At 65.1% G+C, this 20,772-nt stretch carries 12 protein-coding genes; 5 read left to right on the top strand and 7 right to left on the bottom strand.

What is annotated here, in order from left to right:
- Window positions 1–28 precede the first annotated feature (28 nt).
- From DH08_RS29095 to DH08_RS29080, 4 genes are all read left to right on the top strand, one after another.
- On the top strand, window positions 29–616 hold the full coding sequence (locus DH08_RS29095; RefSeq protein WP_192182706.1) for a HutD/Ves family protein: 588 nt from the start codon (window positions 29–31) through the stop codon (window positions 614–616).
- Between the two features lie 257 nt (window positions 617–873).
- On the top strand, window positions 874–9,432 hold the full coding sequence (locus DH08_RS29090) for a glycoside hydrolase family 94 protein (RefSeq protein ID WP_192182705.1): 8,559 nt from the start codon (window positions 874–876) through the stop codon (window positions 9,430–9,432).
- Between the two features lie 355 nt (window positions 9,433–9,787).
- Complete coding sequence (locus DH08_RS29085) at window positions 9,788–11,563, top strand: glucan ABC transporter ATP-binding protein/ permease (protein ID WP_192182704.1); 1,776 nt, start codon at window positions 9,788–9,790, stop codon at window positions 11,561–11,563.
- Window positions 11,564–11,661: 98 nt separating this feature from the next.
- Window positions 11,662–12,414, top strand: coding sequence for a heme ABC transporter permease (locus DH08_RS29080; protein WP_192182703.1), 753 nt, complete (start codon window positions 11,662–11,664; stop codon window positions 12,412–12,414).
- Between the two features lie 27 nt (window positions 12,415–12,441).
- On the opposite strand, the gene DH08_RS29075 is transcribed toward DH08_RS29080, so the two are convergent.
- Window positions 12,442–13,500, bottom strand: a complete 1,059-nt coding sequence (locus DH08_RS29075) for a D-TA family PLP-dependent enzyme (protein ID WP_192182702.1) — start codon at window positions 13,498–13,500, stop codon at window positions 12,442–12,444.
- 140 nt (window positions 13,501–13,640) lie between these two features.
- On the opposite strand from DH08_RS29075, the gene DH08_RS29070 reads away from it, so the two are divergent.
- The gene (locus DH08_RS29070) at window positions 13,641–14,327 is read left to right on the top strand and encodes a D-lyxose/D-mannose family sugar isomerase (RefSeq protein ID WP_192182701.1); all 687 of its coding nucleotides are present in this window, start codon (window positions 13,641–13,643) and stop codon (window positions 14,325–14,327) included.
- Window positions 14,328–14,756: 429 nt separating this feature from the next.
- Here the strand turns inward: DH08_RS29070 and DH08_RS29065 are convergent, their stop codons facing one another.
- Genes DH08_RS29065 through DH08_RS29040 form a run of 6 tightly spaced genes read right to left on the bottom strand, consistent with a single transcriptional unit; the run spans window position 14,757 to window position 20,704 of the window.
- Window positions 14,757–15,617 (bottom strand): RDD family protein, encoded by an 861-nt coding sequence (locus DH08_RS29065; RefSeq protein WP_192182700.1) that lies wholly within the window; start codon window positions 15,615–15,617, stop codon window positions 14,757–14,759.
- Window positions 15,610–16,617 carry a stage II sporulation protein M gene (locus DH08_RS29060; RefSeq protein WP_210328929.1) on the bottom strand — a complete coding sequence of 336 codons (1,008 nt, stop codon included), beginning with the start codon at window positions 16,615–16,617 and terminating at the stop codon, window positions 15,610–15,612. Before DH08_RS29060 ends, DH08_RS29065 begins: the two co-directional genes overlap by 8 nt.
- A 2-nt stretch (window positions 16,618–16,619) precedes the next feature.
- A complete protein-coding gene (locus DH08_RS29055) occupies window positions 16,620–17,930 on the bottom strand; it encodes a DUF58 domain-containing protein (protein ID WP_192182698.1) in 1,311 nt (436 codons plus the stop codon).
- Complete coding sequence (locus tag DH08_RS29050) at window positions 17,927–18,883, bottom strand: AAA family ATPase (protein ID WP_192182697.1); 957 nt, start codon at window positions 18,881–18,883, stop codon at window positions 17,927–17,929. Before DH08_RS29050 ends, DH08_RS29055 begins: the two co-directional genes overlap by 4 nt.
- Window positions 18,870–20,075: a DUF4350 domain-containing protein gene (locus DH08_RS29045; protein WP_192182696.1), complete on the bottom strand. Its 1,206-nt coding sequence runs from the start codon at window positions 20,073–20,075 to the stop codon at window positions 18,870–18,872. The genes DH08_RS29050 and DH08_RS29045 overlap by 14 nt, the downstream gene beginning before the upstream one ends.
- On the bottom strand, window positions 20,072–20,704 hold the full coding sequence (locus tag DH08_RS29040; RefSeq protein ID WP_345892460.1) for a DUF4129 domain-containing protein: 633 nt from the start codon (window positions 20,702–20,704) through the stop codon (window positions 20,072–20,074). Before DH08_RS29040 ends, DH08_RS29045 begins: the two co-directional genes overlap by 4 nt.
- Window positions 20,705–20,772: the final 68 nt, after the last annotated feature.

The raw sequence follows: 20,772 nt of genomic DNA, 5'->3' as shown, positions 1-20,772 counted from the left end.
ACGCCCGTAGCCTAGCGGAGGGCTAAGCATGCGCATCCTCCGTGCCGCCGACTACCGCGTCATGCCGTGGAAGAACGGCGGCGGCACGACGACCGAAATCGCCGTCTCGCCTGAGGGCGCCGGGCTCGATGATTTCGACTGGCGCGTCTCCATGGCACGCGTCGAGGCCGGCGGGACGTTTTCAAGCTTTGCCGGCGTCGACCGCACCTTGGCCGTGCTGGGAGGCGAGGGCATCACCCTCGATATCGCCGGCTGGGCTCCGCAGAAACTGACCAGCGCCTCCGCCCCGTTTTCCTTCCCGGCAGATGTGGCAACCGGAGCCGAGCTGATCGCCGGGCCGATCACCGATCTAAATGTCATGACCCGCCGCGCCCGCATGACCCACGCTGTCGAGCGGCTGCTGATTTCGGCCCCGACTGACGTTCCGCCGGCTGATGATGCGACGCTCGTCCTCTGCCTCGATGGCGAACTCGCGGTGCACGGCGCCACGCCGGCGCGCCTGGGTCCGCTGGATGCGGTTCTGCTGGGGCAGGGTGCCTCAAGGCTTCGCCTGGAGCCCGCCGGGACCGTGGCTATGTTCGTCGCCCGCATCGGCCGTGTTCCCGGAAACGGTTAACGCCTGTCTCCAAACATGATCGCGCTGCCGGCGAAATATCGCGTAAGCTGTTGCCCGTACCACGAAAAAGCCTGAATCCGATCAAATCCGAATGGGTGCGAGGGGCGCTCATCCGGAAGTTGTCGAGAGACGGCGCCCTGTCGTGCGCGGAAACAACATTTCGGCAATGTCGCCATGCAACCAATTGCATTTGAATCGGTTTTAGGGACATTGCCGTGGCGGGGACGCCGCATCGCGCCCGCTATACGGAATTTTCAATGAACATACAGACGAACCCCGCCAAGATCGAAAAGACGAGCGCCGCCTTTCCGGCCATCACGGAAGAGCCGATCCGCTCCAATTTCCTCCCCGAGGACCGCCTGCGTGCGTTGGGCAGCGGCCTCGCCGAGGGTGAAGTCGGAGATCTGTTCGGGCTGACGCCGTTCGAATTCCAGGCCCGTATCCGCGACAGCGCGAAACGGATTCTCGAAGTCTACCGCTCGACCAATGCCGCGCAGGCCAAGGGCGAAACCATCACGCCGGCGGCGCAATGGCTGCTCGACAACAACTATCTGGTCGAGGAGACGATCTTCCAGGTCAAGCGCGATCTGCCGCGCCGCTTCTATCGCCAGTTGCCGACCCTGAAACTGTCCGACGGTACCAGCGTGCCGCGCGCTTTGGCGGTGGCCTGGACCTATGTCGCGCATTCCGACAGCTCGGTCTCCGCGACCCTGTTCAAGTCGATCGTCGAGGGCTTCCAGTCGGTAGAGCCGCTGAAGATCGGCGAGCTCTGGGCGCTGCCGTCGCTGCTGCGCTTTGTCCTGATCGAAAACCTTCGCCGTATCGCCGTGCGCGTCAACCGCACGCGGCAGATGCGCCAGATCGCCAACGAAGTCGCCGACCGCGTGCTGGCGACCGACGACAATGCCGACCGCCAGGCGATCCTGTCGCATTACGTCACCCATGCGCAGGACACCACCTTCGCCACCCAGTTGCTCTATCGTCTGCGCGACGGTTCGCAGAATGCCGGCCGGGCGCTGGAATGGCTGGAGGGCGAGCTCGAGAAGACCGGCTCCGACGCCGAGGAAATCATCATCTCGGAGCACCACACGCTGTCCAGCGGCAATGTCACCACCGGCAACATCATCCGCGGCCTGCGTCTGATCAACGACGTCGACTGGACGGTGTGGTTCGAGGGCGTTAGCCGCATCGACACGCTGCTGCGCGAGCGCACCGATTTCGCCGCGCTCGACTTCTTCTCGCGCGACCAGTACCGCACCGCGATCGAGGAGCTGGCGCGCCGCTCCGAGCTTTCTGAATACCGCGTCGCCGAGAAGGCGATCGAGCTTGCCGGTCATGTATCCGGCGCTGACGCCATCGAGAGTGTAGCGCATACGGATGTCGGCTTCTTCCTCGTCGGTCCGCGCCGGCTGGAGCTGGAAAAGGCGATCGGCTACCGGCCGACCGTCAGCGTCACGGTCAAGCGGACCTTCGCCAGCACCGGCTGGCTGGGTGTCGTCGTGCCGGTGTTTGCGCTGACCGTCCTGCTTCTGGCGCTCGCGGGCAACGCGCTCGCCCATCTCGGCCTTTCGGTGCCGTCCATCGTGCTGATGCTGGCGCTGTTCGCCGTGCCCGCCAGCGAGGGCGCGCTCGCCTTCTTCAACACCGTCGTGTCGCTGTTCCTGAAGCCGACGCGGCTCGTCGGTTACGACTACAAGCACGGCGGCGTGCCGGCCGAGGCGCGCACCCTGGTCGTGGTGCCCTCGCTGATCGGCTCGCGCGACGATGTCGAGGAAAACATCCGCAACATCGAGGTGCATCACCTCGCCAACACGGCCGACGAGATCCGCTTCGCGCTGCTTTCGGACTGGCCGGATAGCAAGACCGAGATCGACGCCGCCGATATCGAGATCCTGCAATATGCCCGCGACGAGATCGCCCGGCTCAACGCCCGCTATCCGTCGGAAGGGGCGCCGCGTTTTTATGTGCTGCACCGGCGCCGGCTTTACAACGCCGCGCAAGGCTGCTGGATGGGCTGGGAGCGCAAGCGCGGCAAGCTGCACGAGCTGAACCTTTTGCTGCGCGGCGACAGTGACACCACCTTCCTGCCGCTCGATGTGTCGTTGCCGGAAAACGTCGTCCATGTGATGACGCTGGACGCCGATACGCGCACCACGCGCGATGCCGTCGCCACCTTGGCCGGCAAACTCAGCCATCCGCTCAACCGGCCGCATTTCGATGCGGCCAAGCGTCGTGTCACCGCCGGCTACACCATCCTGCAGCCGCGCATCACTGCCTCCTTGACCAGCGGCGACGACGCCTCGTTCTTCCAGCGGATTTTCTCCGCCAATCGCGGCCTCGACCCTTACGTCTTTGCCGTTTCGGACGTCTACCAGGACGTCTTCGGCGATGGCTCCTTCACCGGCAAGGGCCTCTATCATGTCGATGCCTTCGAGGCGGCGCTGAAGGGCCGCATCGAGGAGAACACCATCCTCAGCCACGATCTGCTCGAAGGCGCTCTGGCGCGCTCGGCGCTGGTTACCGATGTCGAGTTGGTCGAGGATTATCCGACGCGCTATTCGGTCGATGCTTCCCGCCATCACCGCTGGGCGCGTGGCGACTGGCAGCTGCTCAGCTTCATCTTCAATCCGCGCTCAGGCGTGCCGGCGCTGTCGCGCTGGAAGATGGTCGACAATCTGCGCCGCTCGCTGACGCCGATCTTCTGGGTGATGGCGGCGATCGCCGGCTGGGCGCTGCTGCCCTTCACGCAGGCCGCGCAATGGCAGGCGCTTTTGATCCTCAGCCTGTTCATGGCGCCGACCTTCGACATCGTCAACGGCATCCTGCCGAAGAGCGGCGACCAGACGCCGCGCGGCCACTTCTCGGCGCTGGCGCGCGATACCGTCTTCGGCACGGCCCTCGTGGCGCTCAAGATCCTGTTGATGGCCCATAACGCCTGGATGATGGGCGATGCGATCGTGCGTACGGTCTACCGTCTGTTCGTCAGCCGGCAGAACCTGCTCGAATGGCGCACCGCCTCGCAGGCGCACAAAAGCGGCGGCAGTGATCTCGGCGCCTATTACGGCATGATGTATGGCGCTGTGATCATCGGCGTCGTCGGCCTCGCCATTCCAGTACTCGCCGATTCCACCGGCGCCTTCGTCGCCTTCTTCTTCGCGATTTTCTGGATCGGCTCGCCGGCGGTCGCCTGCTGGATCAGCCGCTCGGCCGAGACCGAGGACCGGCTGCGCATCTCGGCCGCCGACATCCATGCGCTGCGCACCGTGGCGCGACGCACCTGGCACTACTTCGAGACTTTCGTCACCGCCGAGCACCACAATCTGCCGCCGGACAATTTCCAGGAGAGCCCGGCGCCGGTGGTGGCGCCGCGCACCTCGCCGACCAATATCGGCGTCTACCTCTTGTCGGTAGTCTCGGCGCGCGATTTCGGCTGGATCAGCCTGTCCGACGCCATCACCCGCATCGATGCGACGATGGCCACCATCGAGAGCATGCCGCGGGATCGCGGCCATCTCTACAACTGGTACGACACCACCACGCTGAAGCCGCTCTATCCGCTCTACATCTCGGCCGTCGACAGCGGCAACCTCGCCGGCCATCTGGTGGCGGTGGCGGCGGCCTGCGCCGAATGGGCGGAAGCGCCTTCGGTACATCTGCAGGGCGATTTCGAGGGCATCCTCGACACCGTGACCATCCTCGACGAGAGCCTCGAGGAATTGCCCGACGACCGCCGCCAGCTCAGGCCGCTGCGCCAGCGGCTCGCCGACCGCCTCGACGGCATGCGGCGCGCGGTGATGACCATCAAGGCACAGCCCGAGATGGCGTCGATCCGCACCATCAACCTTGCCGTGCTCGCCGGCGAGATCCGCAAGCTTGCTGTCGCCATCCACACAGAAGCCGCGTCGCCGCGCAGCGATGTCATCGCCGATTGGGCGGCACGGCTGGAGGCCACCTGCGAGGCGCATGTCCACGACTCGCATAATGACGAGAACGCCGTCGAAACCTTGCGCGCCAGGCTCCTGGCGTTGCGCGAGCGTACGCGCCGCTACGCCTTCGAGATGGATTTTTCCTTCCTGATGCGGCAGGAGCGCAAGCTCCTGTCGATCGGCTACCGGGTCGAGGAACACCAGCTCGACGAAAGCTGCTATGACCTTCTCGCCTCCGAGGCGCGGCTGACCAGCCTGTTCGCCATCGCCAAGGGTGACCTGCCGACCGAGCACTGGTTCCGCCTTGGCCGGCCGATCGTCGAGATCGGTTTCCAGGGCTCGCTGATGTCCTGGTCGGGCTCGATGTTCGAGTATCTGATGCCGCCGCTGGTGATGAAGGAGCCGCAGGGCAGTATCCTCAACCAGACCAGCAAGCTGATCATCAAACGCCAGATCCAGTATGCCCGCTCGAAGAACGTGCCGTGGGGCATCTCGGAAGCCGCCTACAACGCCCGCGACCGCGAGCTGACCTACCAGTACACGAATTTCGGCGTGCCGGGGCTCGGCCTGAAGCGCGGCCTCGGCCAGAACACGGTGATCGCGCCTTACGCGACGATCCTGGCGGCGCAGTTCACGCCGCGCGAATCCGTGCAGAACCTGGCCAGGCTGAAGGCCATCGGCGCGCTTGGCCGGCACGGCTTTTACGACGCCGTCGATTTCACGCCGCAGCGCGTGCCCGAAGGCGCCGACCACGCCGTCGTGCTGAACTACATGGCCCACCATTCGGGCATGTCGATCGCCGCCGTCGCCGACGCCATCTTCGAAGGCCGTCTGCGCGACCGTTTCCACAGCGACCCGGTGATCGAGTCGGCCGAGCTCCTGCTGCAGGAGAGGGCGCCGCGCGACATCCCGACCGCCACCGTCAGGACCGAGGCCGACGAGCGCTCGAAGGACGAGACCGAGACCGAAAGCCCGGACACGCGTATCATCCTCGATCCGGCGCGGGCGCTGCGCTCGACCAACGTCATGTCCAACGGCCGCTATTCGGTGATGGTCACCGCCACCGGCTCGGGCTACAGCCGCTTCGGCGAGCTTGCCGTCACCCGCTGGCAGCCGGACCCGACCGAGGACCGGCTCGGATCCTACGTTTTCCTGCGCGATGCCGGCACCGGCGACTGGTGGTCGGCGACGTCAGAGCCGAGGCGGGCGGAGAGCGAGCGCGTTCAGACGCTGTTTTCCGACGACAAGGCGAGCTTCATCAAATCCGTGGGATCGCTGCGTTCGGAGGTCGAATGCATCGTCATCTCGGAAGGCAATGGCGAAGGCCGTCGCGTCACGCTCTACAATGACGGCGCCGTCGACCGGCATATCGAGGTGACCTCGTTCGCCGAACTGGTGCTGGGCAACGAAGCCTCGGATTACGCGCATCCGGCCTTCTCGAAAATGTTCCTCGAGACCGAGATCGCGCCCAACAAGGGCGCCATCTTCGCCACCAGGCGCAAGCGCGAGAAGAACGAACCCGACCTCACCATGGCGCATTTCGTCACCGATCCTTCGGGGCCGGCGCGCGATGCCGAGGCCGAGACCGACCGGCGTGCCTTCATCGGCCGCGGCCGCACCATCGTCGATGCGGCTGCCTTCGATCCCGGCGCCAAGCTCGGCGGCCATTCCGGCTTCACGCTGGATCCGGTCGCAGCCCTTCGCCGGCAGGTGCGCGTACCCGCCAACAAGAAGATATCGCTGACCTTCTGGACCGTCGTCGGCGCCAACCGCGCCGAGCTCGACGAAGCCATCGCCCGGCTCGACCATCCGGAAAGCTTCGCCCGCCAGGCGATGCTCGCCTGGACCCGCAGCCAGGTGCAGACCCGCCATCTCGGCCTCAGCCTGACCGACGCCGCCAATGTGCAGAAGCTGGCGCGCTATCTGGTCTATCCCGATCCGTTCCTGCGCCTGCCGGCCGAATCCATCGCGTCGGGTCTCGGCAAGCAGTCGAGCCTGTGGCCGACCAGCATCTCCGGCGACTTCCCGATCTTCCTGGTCCGCATCGGCGACGTCGCCGACCTCGAGATCGTCGCCCAGGCGCTGCGCTTCCAGGAATACATGCGCGCCCGCGGCATGATGATCGACTTCGTCGTCGTCAACGAGCAGGCGTCCTCCTACGTGCAGGACCTGCAAAGGGCGGTCGAGACGCTGTGCGAAAACGCCCGCCTGCGCGGCAAGGAGCTCGGACCGCGCCAGCACATCTTCGCCGTGCGCCGCGACCTGATGGACGAGGCCACCTATAAGACCTTGCTCGCGGTTGCCCGCGTCGTGCTGCACACGCGCAACGGCACCATCTTCGACCAGATCGAGCGCGCCGAGGCGGCGGCGCTGCAGGCGCGTGACGCCCTGCAGCCGGCGCCGGGCGCGGCGGGCCCTCGCGAGCCATCGCTGCCGGCACCGGCCTTCATGACGCGCTCCTCGGCAGAAAGCAGCGCCGACGGCAGCGGCTTGAGCCTCTGGAACGGTTTTGGCGGCTTCGACGGCGACGGCCGCCACTACGTCACCCGTTTGACCGGCCACCGCACGACGCCGCAGCCCTGGATCAACGTCATCTCCAACCCTTCGTTTGGCTTCCATGTCTCGGCCGAGGGCGCGGCCTTCACCTGGAGCCGCAACAGCCGCGACTACCAGCTGACGCCATGGTCGAACGATCCTGTCTCGAACCGGCCGAGCGAGGGCATCTACATTTACGACCACGCCAGCGGCAAGGCATTCTCGCCGACGGCCGCCGTGCTGCGCGATCCCGCCTTGACCTACGAAACATGGCACGGGCAGGGTTTTTCGACCTTCCGCTCTAAGCGCGGGCCGCTGTCGATGGACCTGACGCATGTGGTGGACCCGGACGATCCGGTGAAGATCACCCGGCTGCGCATCCAGAATTCCGGCTCGGTGTCGGCGCGGCTGCGCATCTATGCCTATGCCGAATGGGTGCTTGGCAGCCATCGCTCGCGCACAGCGGCGACCATCGTCCCGTCGCGGGATGCCGCGACCGGCGCGCTGCTGGCGAAAAATCCCTATGGGCTCGATTTCAGCGAGCGGGTGGCCTTCCTGGCCGCCGGCGGCCCGGTGCATTCGGTGACGGCGGACCGTGGCGAGTTCATCGGCCGGCACGGCAGCAGCGAGTATCCGCAGGCGGTGCTGGCCGGCGCTAACCTGTCCGACCGCGTCGAAGCCGGTGATGATCCCTGTGCCGCGATCGCCAGTGACGTAGACATCCCCGCCGGCGGCGACGTGACGCTTTTCTGGCTGCTCGGCGACGCGGCCTCTGTCGAAGAGGCGAGCGCGCTGGTGCAGACCCATCGCGGCAAGGATTTCGACCAGCGTCTGGCCGACAATGAGCGCGTCTGGCGCGGCTTCCTCGATACCATCCAGGTCGAAACGCCCGACAAGGCGCTCGACGCCATGGTCAACCACTGGCTGCCCTACCAGAGCCTCGCCTGCCGCATCCGTGCCCGCTCCGCCTTCTACCAGGCGAGCGGCGCCTTCGGCTTCCGCGACCAGCTGCAGGACACGATGGCGCTCTTGGTTCATGACCCGAAACTGGCGCGCGACCAGATCCTCAACGCGGCGCGCCGGCAGTTCCCCGAGGGTGACGTGCAGCATTGGTGGCTGCCGCGCACCGACGCCGGTGTGCGCACCATGATCTCGGACGACGTGGTCTGGCTCGCCCACGCCACCAGCCGCTACATCGATGTGACCGGCGATGCCGGCATCCTGAAGGAGCAGTTGCCGTTCATCGACGGGCAGGAGCTCGGCGAAGGCGAGCACGATGCCTTCTTCACGCCGGAGATTTCCAAGACGCATGCCTCGCTCTACGACCATTGCGCGCGGGCGCTCGATCTTGCCATCAAGCGCAGCAGCCCCGCCGGCTTGCCGCTGATCCTCGGCGGCGACTGGAACGACGGCATGAACCGCGTCGGCGAAGGCGGCAAGGGTGAGAGCGTCTGGCTGGGCTGGTTCCTCTTGAAGACGCTGGGCGACTTCGCCCCCGTCGCCAAGATGCAGGGCGACACCAAGCGCGCGCAAACCTGGACAAAGCACGCCGACGCGCTGAAGCGGGCGCTGGAAAGCACGGCCTGGGACGGCCAATGGTATCGCCGCGGCAGCTTCGACGACGGCAGCCCGCTCGGCTCGCACAACTCCGCAGAGTGCAAGATCGACTCCATCGCTCAGTCGTGGAGCGTGCTGTCGGGTGAGGGCGATCCGGCACGCTCGACCACCGCCATGCAGCAGGCGACAAAGATGCTCGTCGACGACGAACTCAAGATCGTCAAGCTGTTCACGCCGCCCTTCTCCAGGACCGACAAGGACCCGGGCTACATCAAGAGCTACCCGCCGGGCGTACGCGAGAACGGCGGCCAGTACACCCACGCGGCGACATGGTTCGTCATCGCGCTGGCCGAGATGGGCCGCACCGACGACGCCTACCGATGCTTCTCGATGCTGAACCCGGTCAACCATTCCGCCGACGAGGCTGCCGCCGAGCATTATCGGGTCGAGCCCTATGTCGTGGCGGCCGACATCTATGCCGGGGAAGGCAAGGGCGGTCGTGGCGGCTGGACCTGGTACACCGGGTCGGCCGGCTGGCTTTACCGGGCTGCGGTCGAAGGCATTCTGGGCATCGAGCGGCGCGGCAAGCAGATCACGTTCCGGCCGAAACTCCCCGGCCATTGGGACGGCTATGCGGCGACGCTCAAGATGCTGGAGGCCGAGGTCAAGGTTCGTGTCATCCGCGACAAAAAGGCCAAATCCATCTCGCTCGAGGTCAATGGAACCAAGACAAAATCCTCGTCCTTTGAGCCGAAAGCCGGCGACAAGGTCGATGTGGTTGTCAGGATACCTGCGTGAAATCAAAGGCTTGAAGCACTATCTGCACGTCCTTCGGGGCGGGCAGTACTCTGAAGTCTTTATTTGCGCATGACCTTGGCGAATGGGCGGTTCGGCCTATTAGGTTCAGCTACGCAAGCTTCCGGTGATTAAAAATGTGGCAGCGCTTCGGCGCTGCCATGATTTTGCCGCAAGGCTGACATTTCACCTTTTATCTCAAACCGTTAGGTGATCACGACAGATTTCGCAGCGTCGTCATCTTTTGTTCGCGAATTGGGAACGGAAGAGGTAGACGGGCATTGTTTTGCGACACGTTAACCGGTACGTGTCAAGAAATGGTGCGGTGCACAATAATGTTTTTGGCGGAGTAGCTGAAGTGTCCCTTCTGCAAATCTACTGGAGAGCGCTGGGTTATCTCGCGGCCGACAGAAAGCGCGTTGCGCTGATCTGCGGCGCGAACGTTGCGCTCGCCGTTATCGCCATCCTCGAGCCGATCATGTTCGGACGAGTGATCGATGCCATCTCCGAGCATGGCTCGGTGTTCTCGACGCTGGGACTGTGGGCCGGCCTCGGTGCGTTCAACATCGTCGCCTTCGTGCTGGTGGCGCGCGGCGCCGACCGTTTCGCTCATAAGCGGCGCAGCGAAGTTCTGTGCCAGTCGTTCGAGCGCGTGATCACGATGCCGCTCGCCTGGCATCACCAGCGCGGCACCTCCAATTCGCTCCACACGCTGCTGCGCGCGGTAGAGACCCTGTTCAGCCTGTGGCTCGAATTCATGCGCCAGCATCTGTCGACGGTCGTCGCCCTGGCGCTGCTGATCCCGACCGCGCTCAGCATGGACGTTCGCATGTCGATGGTGTTGCTTGCGCTCGGCGCCCTCTATGTCGGCATCGGCCGGCTGGTCATGCGCCGCACCAAGGCAGGCCAGGCAGCGGTCGAGCGGCACTACCACACCGTGTTCGCGCATGTGACCGACTCCGTCAGCAACGTCGCCGTGCTGCAGAGCTACAACCGCATCGGCCATGAGACCGAGGCGCTGAAGCGTTACGTCAAGAACCTGCTCGATGCGCAGAACCCGGTGCTCGATTGGTGGGCGATCGCCAACGCGCTGCATCGCCTGTCGTCGACCATCTCGATGATGATCGTGCTGCTGATCGGCGCCTATCTGGTCACCCATGGCCAGCTGCGCATCGGTGACGTCATCGCCTTTACCGGCTTCGCCACGCTGCTGATCGCCCGTCTCGACCAGATGTCGGCCTTCGCCAACCAGATCTCCGAGGCCCGCGCCAAGCTCGAGGACTTCTACCGCCTCGAGGACTCGGCCGCCGAAACCGCCGAGCCCGACGGTCTGCGCGACCTCGTCAACGTCACCGGTCACGTCCGTTTCGAACATGTCGGCTTTGAGTTCGCCAATTCCGGCCAGGGTGTCGACGACGTGTCGTTCGAAGTCCAGGCAGGCCAGACGGTCGCCATCGTCGGCCCGACGGGCGCCGGCAAGACGACGCTCATCAACCTGCTGCAGCGCGTCTTCACGCCGTCCAGCGGCCGCATCCTGATCGACGGCATCGATACCCGCTCGGTGACCCGCAAGTCGCTGCGCCATTCGATAGCCACCGTGTTCCAGGACGCCGGCCTGCTCAACCGCTCGATCGAGGACAACATCCGCGTCGGCCGCGCCGAGGCGACCTATGACGAGGTCCACGCCGCCGCCAATGCCGCCGCCGCGCAGGATTTCATCCTGTCGAAGAGCTCCGGCTATGACACCGTCGTCGGCGAGCGCGGCGGCCAGCTTTCGGGCGGCGAGCGCCAGCGCATCGCCATCGCCCGCGCCGTGCTCAAGGATGCGCCGATCCTGGTCCTCGACGAGGCCACCAGCGCGCTCGACGTCGAGACCGAGGACCGTGTCAAGGAAGCGATCGACGAGTTGCGCCGCGATCGCACCACCTTCATCATCGCCCACCGCCTGACCACGGTCCGCGACGCTGACCTGGTCGTGTTCATGGACAAGGGCAGGGTGGTCGAGTTCGGCGGCTTTGCCGAACTGTCGCTGCGCAACGGCCGCTTCGCCAGCCTGCTGCGCGCCGGCGGCCTGCTCAACGACGAAGAGGTCCGCCGCCTCAGCCGCACCGTGCAGCAGGGCGAGGCCGCCTGAATTGCCTGGTCCCGGGTTTTGCCCGGGGCCCGCAATCTTCGACCTGCGACATCGATGATCGATTGCTGCGATCACCCCGCCGGTCTATGTAGGGCCGCATGAGCGACACCACCTCACGCCGCACCGGCTGGATGGATATTGCCAATCCGACACGCTTCGTCGGGTTGGCCGACAGGCTCGTGCCGTGGCTGGCTTCGGTCGCCGCCATCCTGCTCGCTGCCGGCCTCTATATGAGCTTCGCAGCACCTGAGGATTTCCAGCAGGGCATCACCGTGCGGATCATGTACATCCACGTGCCTTTCGCCTGGCTCGCCATGATGTGCTACACGCTGATGGCGATCTCGGCGTTGGGCACGCTGGTCTGGCGCCATCCGCTGGCCGACGTGGCGCTGAAATCGGCGGCACCGATCGGCGCCGTCTTTACGGCACTTGCGCTGATCACCGGTTCGATCTGGGGCAAGCCGATGTGGGGCACCTGGTGGGTGTGGGACGCGCGACTAACCTCGGTCTTCGTGCTGTTCCTGATGTATCTCGGCATCATCGCACTGACCCGGGCACTCGATGACGCAAGCCGCGCCGCCTGGGCCGCTGCCATCATCACGCTGGTCGGCTTTATCAACATCCCGATCATCAAATTCTCGGTCGACTGGTGGAACACGCTGCACCAGCCGGCTTCGGTGTTCCGCATGGGCGGCTCGGCCATCGATCCCTCGATGTTGCGGCCGCTGCTGGCGATGGCGCTCGGCTTCACCGTGCTGTTCTTCGCCCTGCATCTGATGGCCATGCGCACGGAAATCCGCCGGCGCCGCGTGATTTCGATGCGGCGTGTGGCGGCGCGGCAGGCTAACTGACCTCAGTCGAAGATCAGCTACCGCTCCTCACCCCATCCGGCCGCGCGCAGCCACCGGCAGCGTTTCCAGCACTTTGTCGCCGTCGATCAGATGCACCTGGTCGAACAGATTGGTGACGACGCAGCAATGGTCGGGCACGACGCGCACGCGCTCGCCGATGCGAAGCTTGGCGCCATCCGAAAGCGTGACATTGCCATGCTCTTCGCTCAAGCCGGTGACCCTGGCGCCCGGAATGCCCAGCAGCTCGCCGAAATCCACCAGCCCCAGCGTGTCGCTGGACAGCGCCTTGCTGCCGGCATCGAGGATGGCCCGCGCCGGCGTCGGGTGGCTGACCACCGTCGACAGCACCGTCAGCGCACAACCGTCGAGGCTGCCGACGCCTTTGGCGACCTGGTAGCGGTCGAGGTAGATGTAGGTGCCGGGACGGTACTCGGTGACGACGCTGTCCTCGCCCGAGCGCCACATATCGGGCGTGCCGCCGCTGGAGATGCGCTGGCATTCGAGGCCCGCTGCCGCCAGCGCTTGTTTGGCATCCACGAGCCACGCCTCGGCCTGCGCCGCGCGGCCTGCCGCCGGATAGGTCATCAGCCCGCCGAAGCGAAGGCCTCTGGCCTTGTCGATCTCGCGCGCCAGCGCCACCGCTTCGTCGGCCGATTGCACACCGCAGCGGCCCATGCCGGTGTCGCATTCGACCAGCACCGGCAGGGGATGGCCGGCATCGGTGAAAGTGTCGGCAAGTCCCATCAGCGTGTCCATGCTATCCGCCGTCACCGATAGGGTTACGCGGCCGTGCAGTGCCTTCAGCCGTTCCAGCTTCGCCCGGCCAAGGATATTGTAAGGGAGAAAAATATCGGTCAGCCCAGCATCGGCCATGACCTCGGCCTCGCCGATCTTCTGGCAGGTGATGCCGACCGCGCCGGCCGCAACCTGCTTCTTCGCCCAGTAGGGCAGCTTGTGGGTCTTGACGTGCGGCCTGAGCTTCAGCCCATGGCGGTCGGCATGCGCCTGCGCCCTTGCGATGTTGGCTTCGGCGCGGGCGGCATCGATCAGGATCGCCGGCGTATCGAGGTCGTCTATGCTGCGCATGGGATTGTCACCTTGGGATTTGCCTGGACTTATGACCCTGATCGGTCCGGATGTCATGAGGCCAGTATAGAGTTTGCGTCGACACCGGATCGGTGTTCGGCTATGCGCTGTAGGCGCCGCCTGAAGAAGGGATCACGACCATGAAACGCTCCACCATCAACGACATCATCCGCGACGCCGACGCCTTCATCCGCTCGTTCGGTTACATCATGCCGCCCTTCGCCTACTGGAGCCCAGAAGAGATGAAGGCGCGCAAGGCTGATTCCGCGGCCATTTTCACCTCGCGCCTCGGTTGGGACATCACCGACTACGGCCAGGAGAAGTTCGACGAACTCGGCCTGTTCCTGTTCACCGTGCGTAACGGCGTCTACGCGGACATGAAAAAGGGCATGGGCATGCTCTATGCCGAGAAGATCATGATCTCGCGCAAGGACCAGCTGTCGCCGATGCATCGCCACAACATCAAGGCCGAGGACATCATCAACCGCGGCGGTGGCAAGCTGGTGCTGGAACTGTTCATGCACGATCGCGACGGCGGCATCGATCCGAAGGCCGAAGTGTCGGTGCCTGTCGACGGAACCATCCACAGATTGCCGGCCGGCGGGCTGCTGAAGCTCGATCCGGGCCAGAGCGTTACACTAATGCCGGGCGTCTGGCACGCCTTCTGGGCCGAAGGCAAGGACGTGCTGATCGGCGAGGTCTCGACCGTCAACGACGACCTCACCGACAACGTCTTCCGCGAGCCGATCGGCCGTTTTTCCAACATCGACGAGGATGTCGCGCCGGTGCATCTGCTGGTGTCCGACTACGAGAAGTGGGTGGGGTAGGCGAGAGGGCTGCACTGACTGGAACCGAGCTTCTGTCAGCATGTGAGTTTTCGAGAGATGGCGAGCATATGGTGAACCGGTAATGATGAATGTAAGGAGCGGTCCGCAAATTAGCCTAAAGGCGTTATATATCTTTTTGATGATATCTGTGTTTGTTATTTCAATTCTAGTTATCAACGGAATTGGTGGATGGATAGTCGTATACGGAGAAGGATACTTTCGTAAAAGTTATTCTATGAGGGGTATTTGTTTATTCGTATTGTCTTTGGTTGTGTTTTATGGTTATTTGAAGTACGACGACCACGAGAGAGGTTTTAGGGAAAAGTTAATTGAAAGACAGGCGCTGATAGTTCGATTCATGCAAACAATGGGCATTGCCTTAATCTGCTTGTTTTTGTTTTTAACGTCGTAACTGTAGCAAAAATGCGTCTACCGTGCATGCTTGTCCGCCTTGCGGTTGCCAAGCAGCAGCTTGCGTTCCAGATGCGCCCTGAGCTCGCCGTAGTAGGCGGTGAGGAAGGCCCTTGAATCCGGCGCCTGTGGTGCGGCGCCGATCTTGCGCCCGATCGTCTCGGCCACGGCCCTGAGTGCGAAATAATCGTCGCGGCGCAGCACCTCTTCCAGCTTGTGCAGTTCGGCGATGCCATAGGCGTCGAGCTGGGCTTGGCTGAAATGGAACGCTTTGGCGACCGGATCCTGTCTGGCGGACAGATCCTCGACCAACGCGAGCTTCGGCGCCTCGACCACCCAGGTGCCGGCCAACAGGTCGCCGATGCGCAGGCGGTCGCGGTTGAAAAGCGGGAAGAGCGCGAACATCAGCGCCCACACCAGCCCGAAGATCGTCGTCAGCGTGTCGGCGACGCCCGTGCCGCCGCGCCCGGCGAGGATGGACAGCGGCAGGAAGATCTCGATCTCGCGCATCAGATTGCGCGCTATCACCTGATCGATCGTGAGACCCGCGCCGCTGCGCGAGGCGACCCGTATGCCGACGATACGCTTGCCGGGCGTCGCGGCGCGCCGGCCGGCCTCGAAGGCGATGAAATAGGCATTGCGCAGCAGGAAGATCAGGATGATCCAGACGATGAAGAGCGGCTGCAGTTCGTGGGCGCCAAGGCCTCTCAACCCGAACAGCGCGACGATGGTGATGACCACCGCCGCGGTCGAGATGATCACGACATCGAGCAGGAAGGCGGAAGCTCGCGTGCCGGCGTCGGCAAGCCTGATCCTGAGATCGACACCCTCCGGCGTGATCAACGGTCGTGCCGCTACAAAGGCAGCGCGCCTAGCCATGCCGCACCAGCCGGAATAGGTAGAAATAGGCGCTCCAAAGCGCCAGCATGCCGCCGCCTATGGCATAGCGCACGCCATCGCTGGTGATCGTCTGCCGGCCGATGCCTTCGAGCAGGCCGGCAAACAAAAGCATAACCACGACGCCGACCATGGCCGTCGCGGCCACCCGCCCGGCCTGGGCGGCGGCCGCCATGCGGGGCAGTTCGCCGGGAAAGGCGATGCGCGTGCCGATCCGCATGCCGGCGGCACCCGCCAGCGCGATAGCGAACATCTCGGTGGTGCCATGGATGGAGAGCCAGCCGCCGAGTTCGAAGCCCAGCCCTTTGGCTGCATAGACCTGGAACAGCGCGCCGAGCATGCAGCCGTTCATCAGGATGAGCAGCACGCTGGGCACGGCAAAGGCGAAGCCAAGCGCGAAGGCCAGGATCGCCACCTGGGTATTGTGGGTGAAAAGATAGGCGGCGAAGCTCGACAGGAATTCGCTGCTGGCGCCGTCATAAAGCACGCTGCGCAGCATCTCTGCCGACGAATCCGGATTGCGCCCGCCGGCAAGGCCAGGCGCGATGATGGCGTCGTACCAGCCCTTGTCGGACGCCACCAGCCAATAGCCGGCGCCGGCGCCTACCGCAGTCAGCCCGACGGACACCAGCGTCTCGCGCCACAGGTCGCGTATGGCATGCGGCCAGTCATGCAGGAAGAAATCGCCGATGCGCTGCCGCAGGCCGCGGCGCGCGCCATAGAGGTAGAAATAGCCGCGCAGGCAGAGCGATTCGAGATAGGAGACCAGGGCATTGTCGAGCGATGTCGCGCGCGCCACCGACAGCGAAGACAGCGCCGACCGGTAGAGCAGGGGCAGCGACAGCAATTCTTCTTCCGACAGCGCGCGGGGCGCCCGTTTTTCGACGCGGGCCAGCAGCGCCTCGAAAGCCTTCCAGTCGGCCTCGCGCTCCTGGCGGAAGCTGGCCAGCGACTGGCGTACCGCGTTCGTGCCGGCTTGCATCGTCACAACAGATCCTCCTGCTTCAGCTGCAGGTAGCGCTCGACCAGCGCCGGGCCCAGCCGCTGATGGCTGGCCTCGATGACATGCGCGCCGAGCAACCTGAGACGGCCGATCACCACTTGCCGCTCCCTGAGCAGGTTGCCGGCGGTGACGGCGCGCGCGACGTCTTCGGGGGAGGCGGGCGACATGTCGGCCAGCGTCTCCAACTCGACATCCTTCATCATCATGAACAGCACCAGATGCCGTTCGGTCAGCCGGCCGACGGTGCGCAGCATCAGTTCGGCGCTGATCGGGTCGACGAAATCAGTGAAGACGATGACCAGCGAGCGCCGGTCGAGCTTGGCCGACAGCGTGGTCAGCGCCAGCGTGAAATTGGTCTCCTCGCTGGAATAGTCGATCTCGGCTGCCCGCTTCTGGATCATCGCGAAGCTGGCAGAGCCGCGCACCGAACCGCTGGTGACACGCGGCCGCGCATCGAACGAGAACAGGCTGACCATGTCGCCGCCCTTCAGCGCGATGAAGGCCGACAAAAGTGCGGCCGTCACCGCACGGTCGACCTTCGGCACGCCGTCGACCGGCTCGCACATCAGGCGCCCGCTGTCGATGGCGAGCACGATGTTGTTGTTCTCCTCGACCCGGAATTCGCGCGCCAAAAGCTTGCCATGGCGAGCGCTGCGCTTCCAGTCGATCATCCGCCGGCCCATGCCGGGCTGATAATCCTTCAGCGACTCGAACTCGCGACCCTGGCCGGCTCGCCTTTGCGCATGGCCGTCGGCCAGTGCCGATCGCTGCAGAAGCGTGATCGCCTCGTCGCGGGCACTGCTGACGTCGGGCAGCACCGCCACCTTCTTGTCCATCGGCAGCACGACCTGGTTCCAGACCAGCCCGAACGGTCCACGCCAGCGCAGCCACAGGCGGTCGAAGCTGGCAATGCCGCGCCGCAATGCCTCGAACTGCAGGTCGAGCGTTCCGCCGTCCCTGGTCGGAGCCAGCGCGCCGCCACTGCCGGCGACCGGCGCCAGCCGTGTATCGTGCCCGACCCGCGCCTGCAGTGGTCGCGGCCGGCCGGCAAAGCGAGCGGCGATCTGCAGGTTGAAGCGACCTCCGACGCCGATCTGCGGCGGCGCGTCGAGACTGGCGCTGAGCGATGCCCGTCCGCGCCCGGCGGCCGCATCCACCGCCAGGAAGGCAAGCAGCAGGCAGATCCACAGCAAGCCGAGATACCAGAGCGACGGCAATGCCAGCGCCACCAGAAAGGCAGGGATGGCCCCTGCCGCCGCTGCCCAGATCGCTCTGCCGCTGGGATAGATCAACGCGGCGCTTCCGTTTGGTCGACGAGGTCGGAGACGATCTGCTCCACCAGCCGCCCGTCGATCTGCGCCGCCGGCGAGAGAATGACGCGGTGGCGCAGAGCCGGCACGGCGAGCGCCTTGACGTCGTCGGGGATGACATAGGCGCGGCCGTCGAGCGCCGCCCTGGCGCGCGCCGCGCGGGCGAGCATTGCGCCGGCGCGTGGGCTGGCGCCGACTTCCAGTTCCGGGCTTTGGCGTGTGGCGCGCACCAGCGAGGCAATGTAGCCGACGACGTCGTCGACGAGCGTGACATCGCCGACGGTGGCAAGCGCCTTCTCCAGCGTCTTGCGGTCGGTCTGCGCCTCGATGCCGTATTGCTTGATGTCATGCGAGGCGGAACCGCCGCCATGGTGGATGATGATGGCGCGTTCCTCCTGCGCGTCGGGGTAGCTCAGCCGGTGCTTGAACAGGAAGCGGTCGAGCTGGGCTTCGGGTAGCGGATAGACGCCCTGATGCTCGATCGGGTTTTGCGTCGCCACCACCATGAAGTTCTGGCCGAGCGAATGCGTGGTGCCGTCGAAGGTCACGGCGTGTTCCTGCATGGCTTCCAGCAGCGCTGCCTGCGTCTTCGGCGGCGTGCGGTTGATCTCGTCGGCAAGCAGCAGGTCGCAGAAGATCGGGCCGCGCGTCAGCGTGAATTGCCCGGTCTGGAAATTGTAGATGTTCGATCCGACGATATCGCCGGGCATCAGGTCGGGTGTGAACTGGATGCGCCCATAGGCGACGCCGAGCGCCTGCGCGAAGCAGCGCGCCGTCATCGTCTTGGCGGTGCCCGGCGGGCCTTCGAGCAGGATATGCCCGCCGGCGAACAAGGCGGTCAGCATCAGGTCGACCGTGTCATGCTGGCCCGTAATCGCCTTCGCCACCTCTTCCCTGATCGCATTCGCCAGGGTCTTCACATCATCGACGTTCACTGAGCCTCCTTGCCGTCCAGTCGTGCAGCCGCTCGGCCGCCTCATGCATTTGCGCCAGGGTCCTGGCATTGTTTGCGGCCTGCAGGCGCACAGTAAAGCCGCCGGCTTCATCCTTGTCGCGGGAATCCAGCCAGTGGTCGAGCGCTTCGCCCTGCAGGCCGTGCGGCGCGCCGAGCAGTGCCGCGGCGCGCGCCCGCGCCAGGGCGCCATAGCGGTCGCCCAGCTCCTCCAGCCGACCGGCGCGCCTGAGCAGCATCGCCGTGGTGTCGACCAGCGCCCGCTTGCCGAAGGCGATAGCGCGCTCCTCGGCACGCGGTGGCCCGAAACGGCCAAGGCCGTGCAGGAAGGCCAGCGCCGAAGCGGCGAGGATGGTCAGCGTCAGCGCCAGGAACGGCGGCTCGACTAGGAGCTTGGCGAGATCGTATTTGCGCCCCGCGCCGTGAAGGGTGAGGTCGAACATGACCTCGCCCTCATCGGGTGTCAGAAAGGCGATCATGTCGCGCGCCGCCGCTGCCTTGTCGGGGTCCTTGAGCGCAGCGTTGTTGATCAGGTCGGGGTCGGTCAGGATGTAGAAAGGCTTGTCGGCGAGTTCGGTGAGAACAGCCTTGCCGTTGCCCGCCGCGATCAGCGGATGCTCCTCGGCCACCCACTGCATATCCTCGGGCGCGGCTACCAGCCTGTCTTCGATGTCGAGTTTCTCGACCGTGCTTTGGCCGACGCCGAGCTTTGCCTTGGTGATGCGGCCGAGCCATTCATTCACGACCGTGTCGGGCAGCCGCCCGACTTTCGTCTCCCAGCCTTCGTGCTCCGGCAGCGGGAACGTCTGCCATTTCGGCAGCACGAAGAGCGTGCTGAGGTCTTTGCGCAGATCGAGTATCCGGGTGAGCGCCTCCGGGTCGCTCGCGGGCGAGATGGTGACGATCAGCAATTTGTCGCTGGCAAGGTCGTCCTCGTTGCGCGCCATCGAAGGTGGCTCGCCGGTTAATTTCAGCCATTCCACCAGGCCGGCATAGCCGGAGCCGCCCTTGGACAATGGCGTTGGCCCGCCATTGCCAGGCGTACGGAAATCGGGGGCATAGGTGGAGAGCAGGAAGAAGCCGGCCGCCGCAAGCAGGCTGGCGAAAATACCCCAGAACAGCGTTCTGCGGCTGAACGGTTCCTGCGACGGAACTTCGGCTGCCGAAGCACTCATGCCCAGGCATCCCGGAAGGCGAATCGCTCATAAGCGCCGCGCGCCTGTTGCCAGCCTTCGGCGCCGACCGGCCGACGGGCGAACAGGGCGGCCTCGACGATCCGCGCGATCTCGCTGAACGCGCCGCGGGCGCGTGCCGGCAGGGAAGGCGCATTGGCAATGTCGCGCGACGTCAGCGACGGCCGCAGGAAGTCGGGCAGCCGTCCGGCAATGTCGGCGACGCTGCGGCGAAGCAGGAGATGGACCGCTTCGTCATAGTCGCCACGCGCGGCAAGCGCGTCCGCTTCCGACAGCAGGATCTGGGCCGCGCCTGCGTCGGGGCGCCATGCCTCTTCCGCCTCGGTCTCCTTGCGCGCGCGCCGCCACGGCAGGCGCCAGGCGATGCCTTTCACTTCAAGCACGATCAACAAAAGGATGATGGCCGCACCCGATATCACCGCGGCCCAGAACAGATAGATCATATAGGGACCGAGCCGCTCCAGCATCTCCAGCAACGGCTTCAGCCATTCGGGCGGTTCAGGCTGAACAAGGGCCGGCAGACCGAACTGGATCGAATCATCCGAGAGCAGCTGCTTGTGCATCTTGGCCAGCCATTCGGCGTCCGCTGTGCCCAGCCCTGCATTTGCCACCCGCTCGCCCCCTGCAACCTGCGGTTCCGCACCGACAGTGGCAATGCAGAATAAGAATTGCAAGTGGG

The organism is Mesorhizobium amorphae, from assembly GCF_014843845.1.
GTDB lineage: Bacteria > Pseudomonadota > Alphaproteobacteria > Rhizobiales > Rhizobiaceae > Mesorhizobium > Mesorhizobium amorphae_A.
This window is presented reverse-complemented; position numbering and strand designations above follow the sequence as displayed.

Bases quoted from the DNA above. Each gene is read 5' to 3' on its own strand.
- DH08_RS29095 (WP_192182706.1), top strand. From the start codon at position 29: ATGCGCATCCTCCGTGCCGCCGACTACCGCGTCATGCCGTGGAAGAAC.
- DH08_RS29090 (WP_192182705.1), top strand. From the start codon at position 874: ATGAACATACAGACGAACCCCGCCAAGATCGAAAAGACGAGCGCCGCC.
- DH08_RS29080 (WP_192182703.1), top strand. From the start codon at position 11,662: ATGAGCGACACCACCTCACGCCGCACCGGCTGGATGGATATTGCCAAT.
- DH08_RS29075 (WP_192182702.1), bottom strand. From the start codon at position 13,500: ATGCGCAGCATAGACGACCTCGATACGCCGGCGATCCTGATCGATGCC.
- DH08_RS29070 (WP_192182701.1), top strand. From the start codon at position 13,641: ATGAAACGCTCCACCATCAACGACATCATCCGCGACGCCGACGCCTTC.
- DH08_RS29065 (WP_192182700.1), bottom strand. From the start codon at position 15,617: ATGGCTAGGCGCGCTGCCTTTGTAGCGGCACGACCGTTGATCACGCCG.
- DH08_RS29060 (WP_210328929.1), bottom strand. From the start codon at position 16,617: ATGCAAGCCGGCACGAACGCGGTACGCCAGTCGCTGGCCAGCTTCCGC.
- DH08_RS29045 (WP_192182696.1), bottom strand. From the start codon at position 20,075: ATGAGTGCTTCGGCAGCCGAAGTTCCGTCGCAGGAACCGTTCAGCCGC.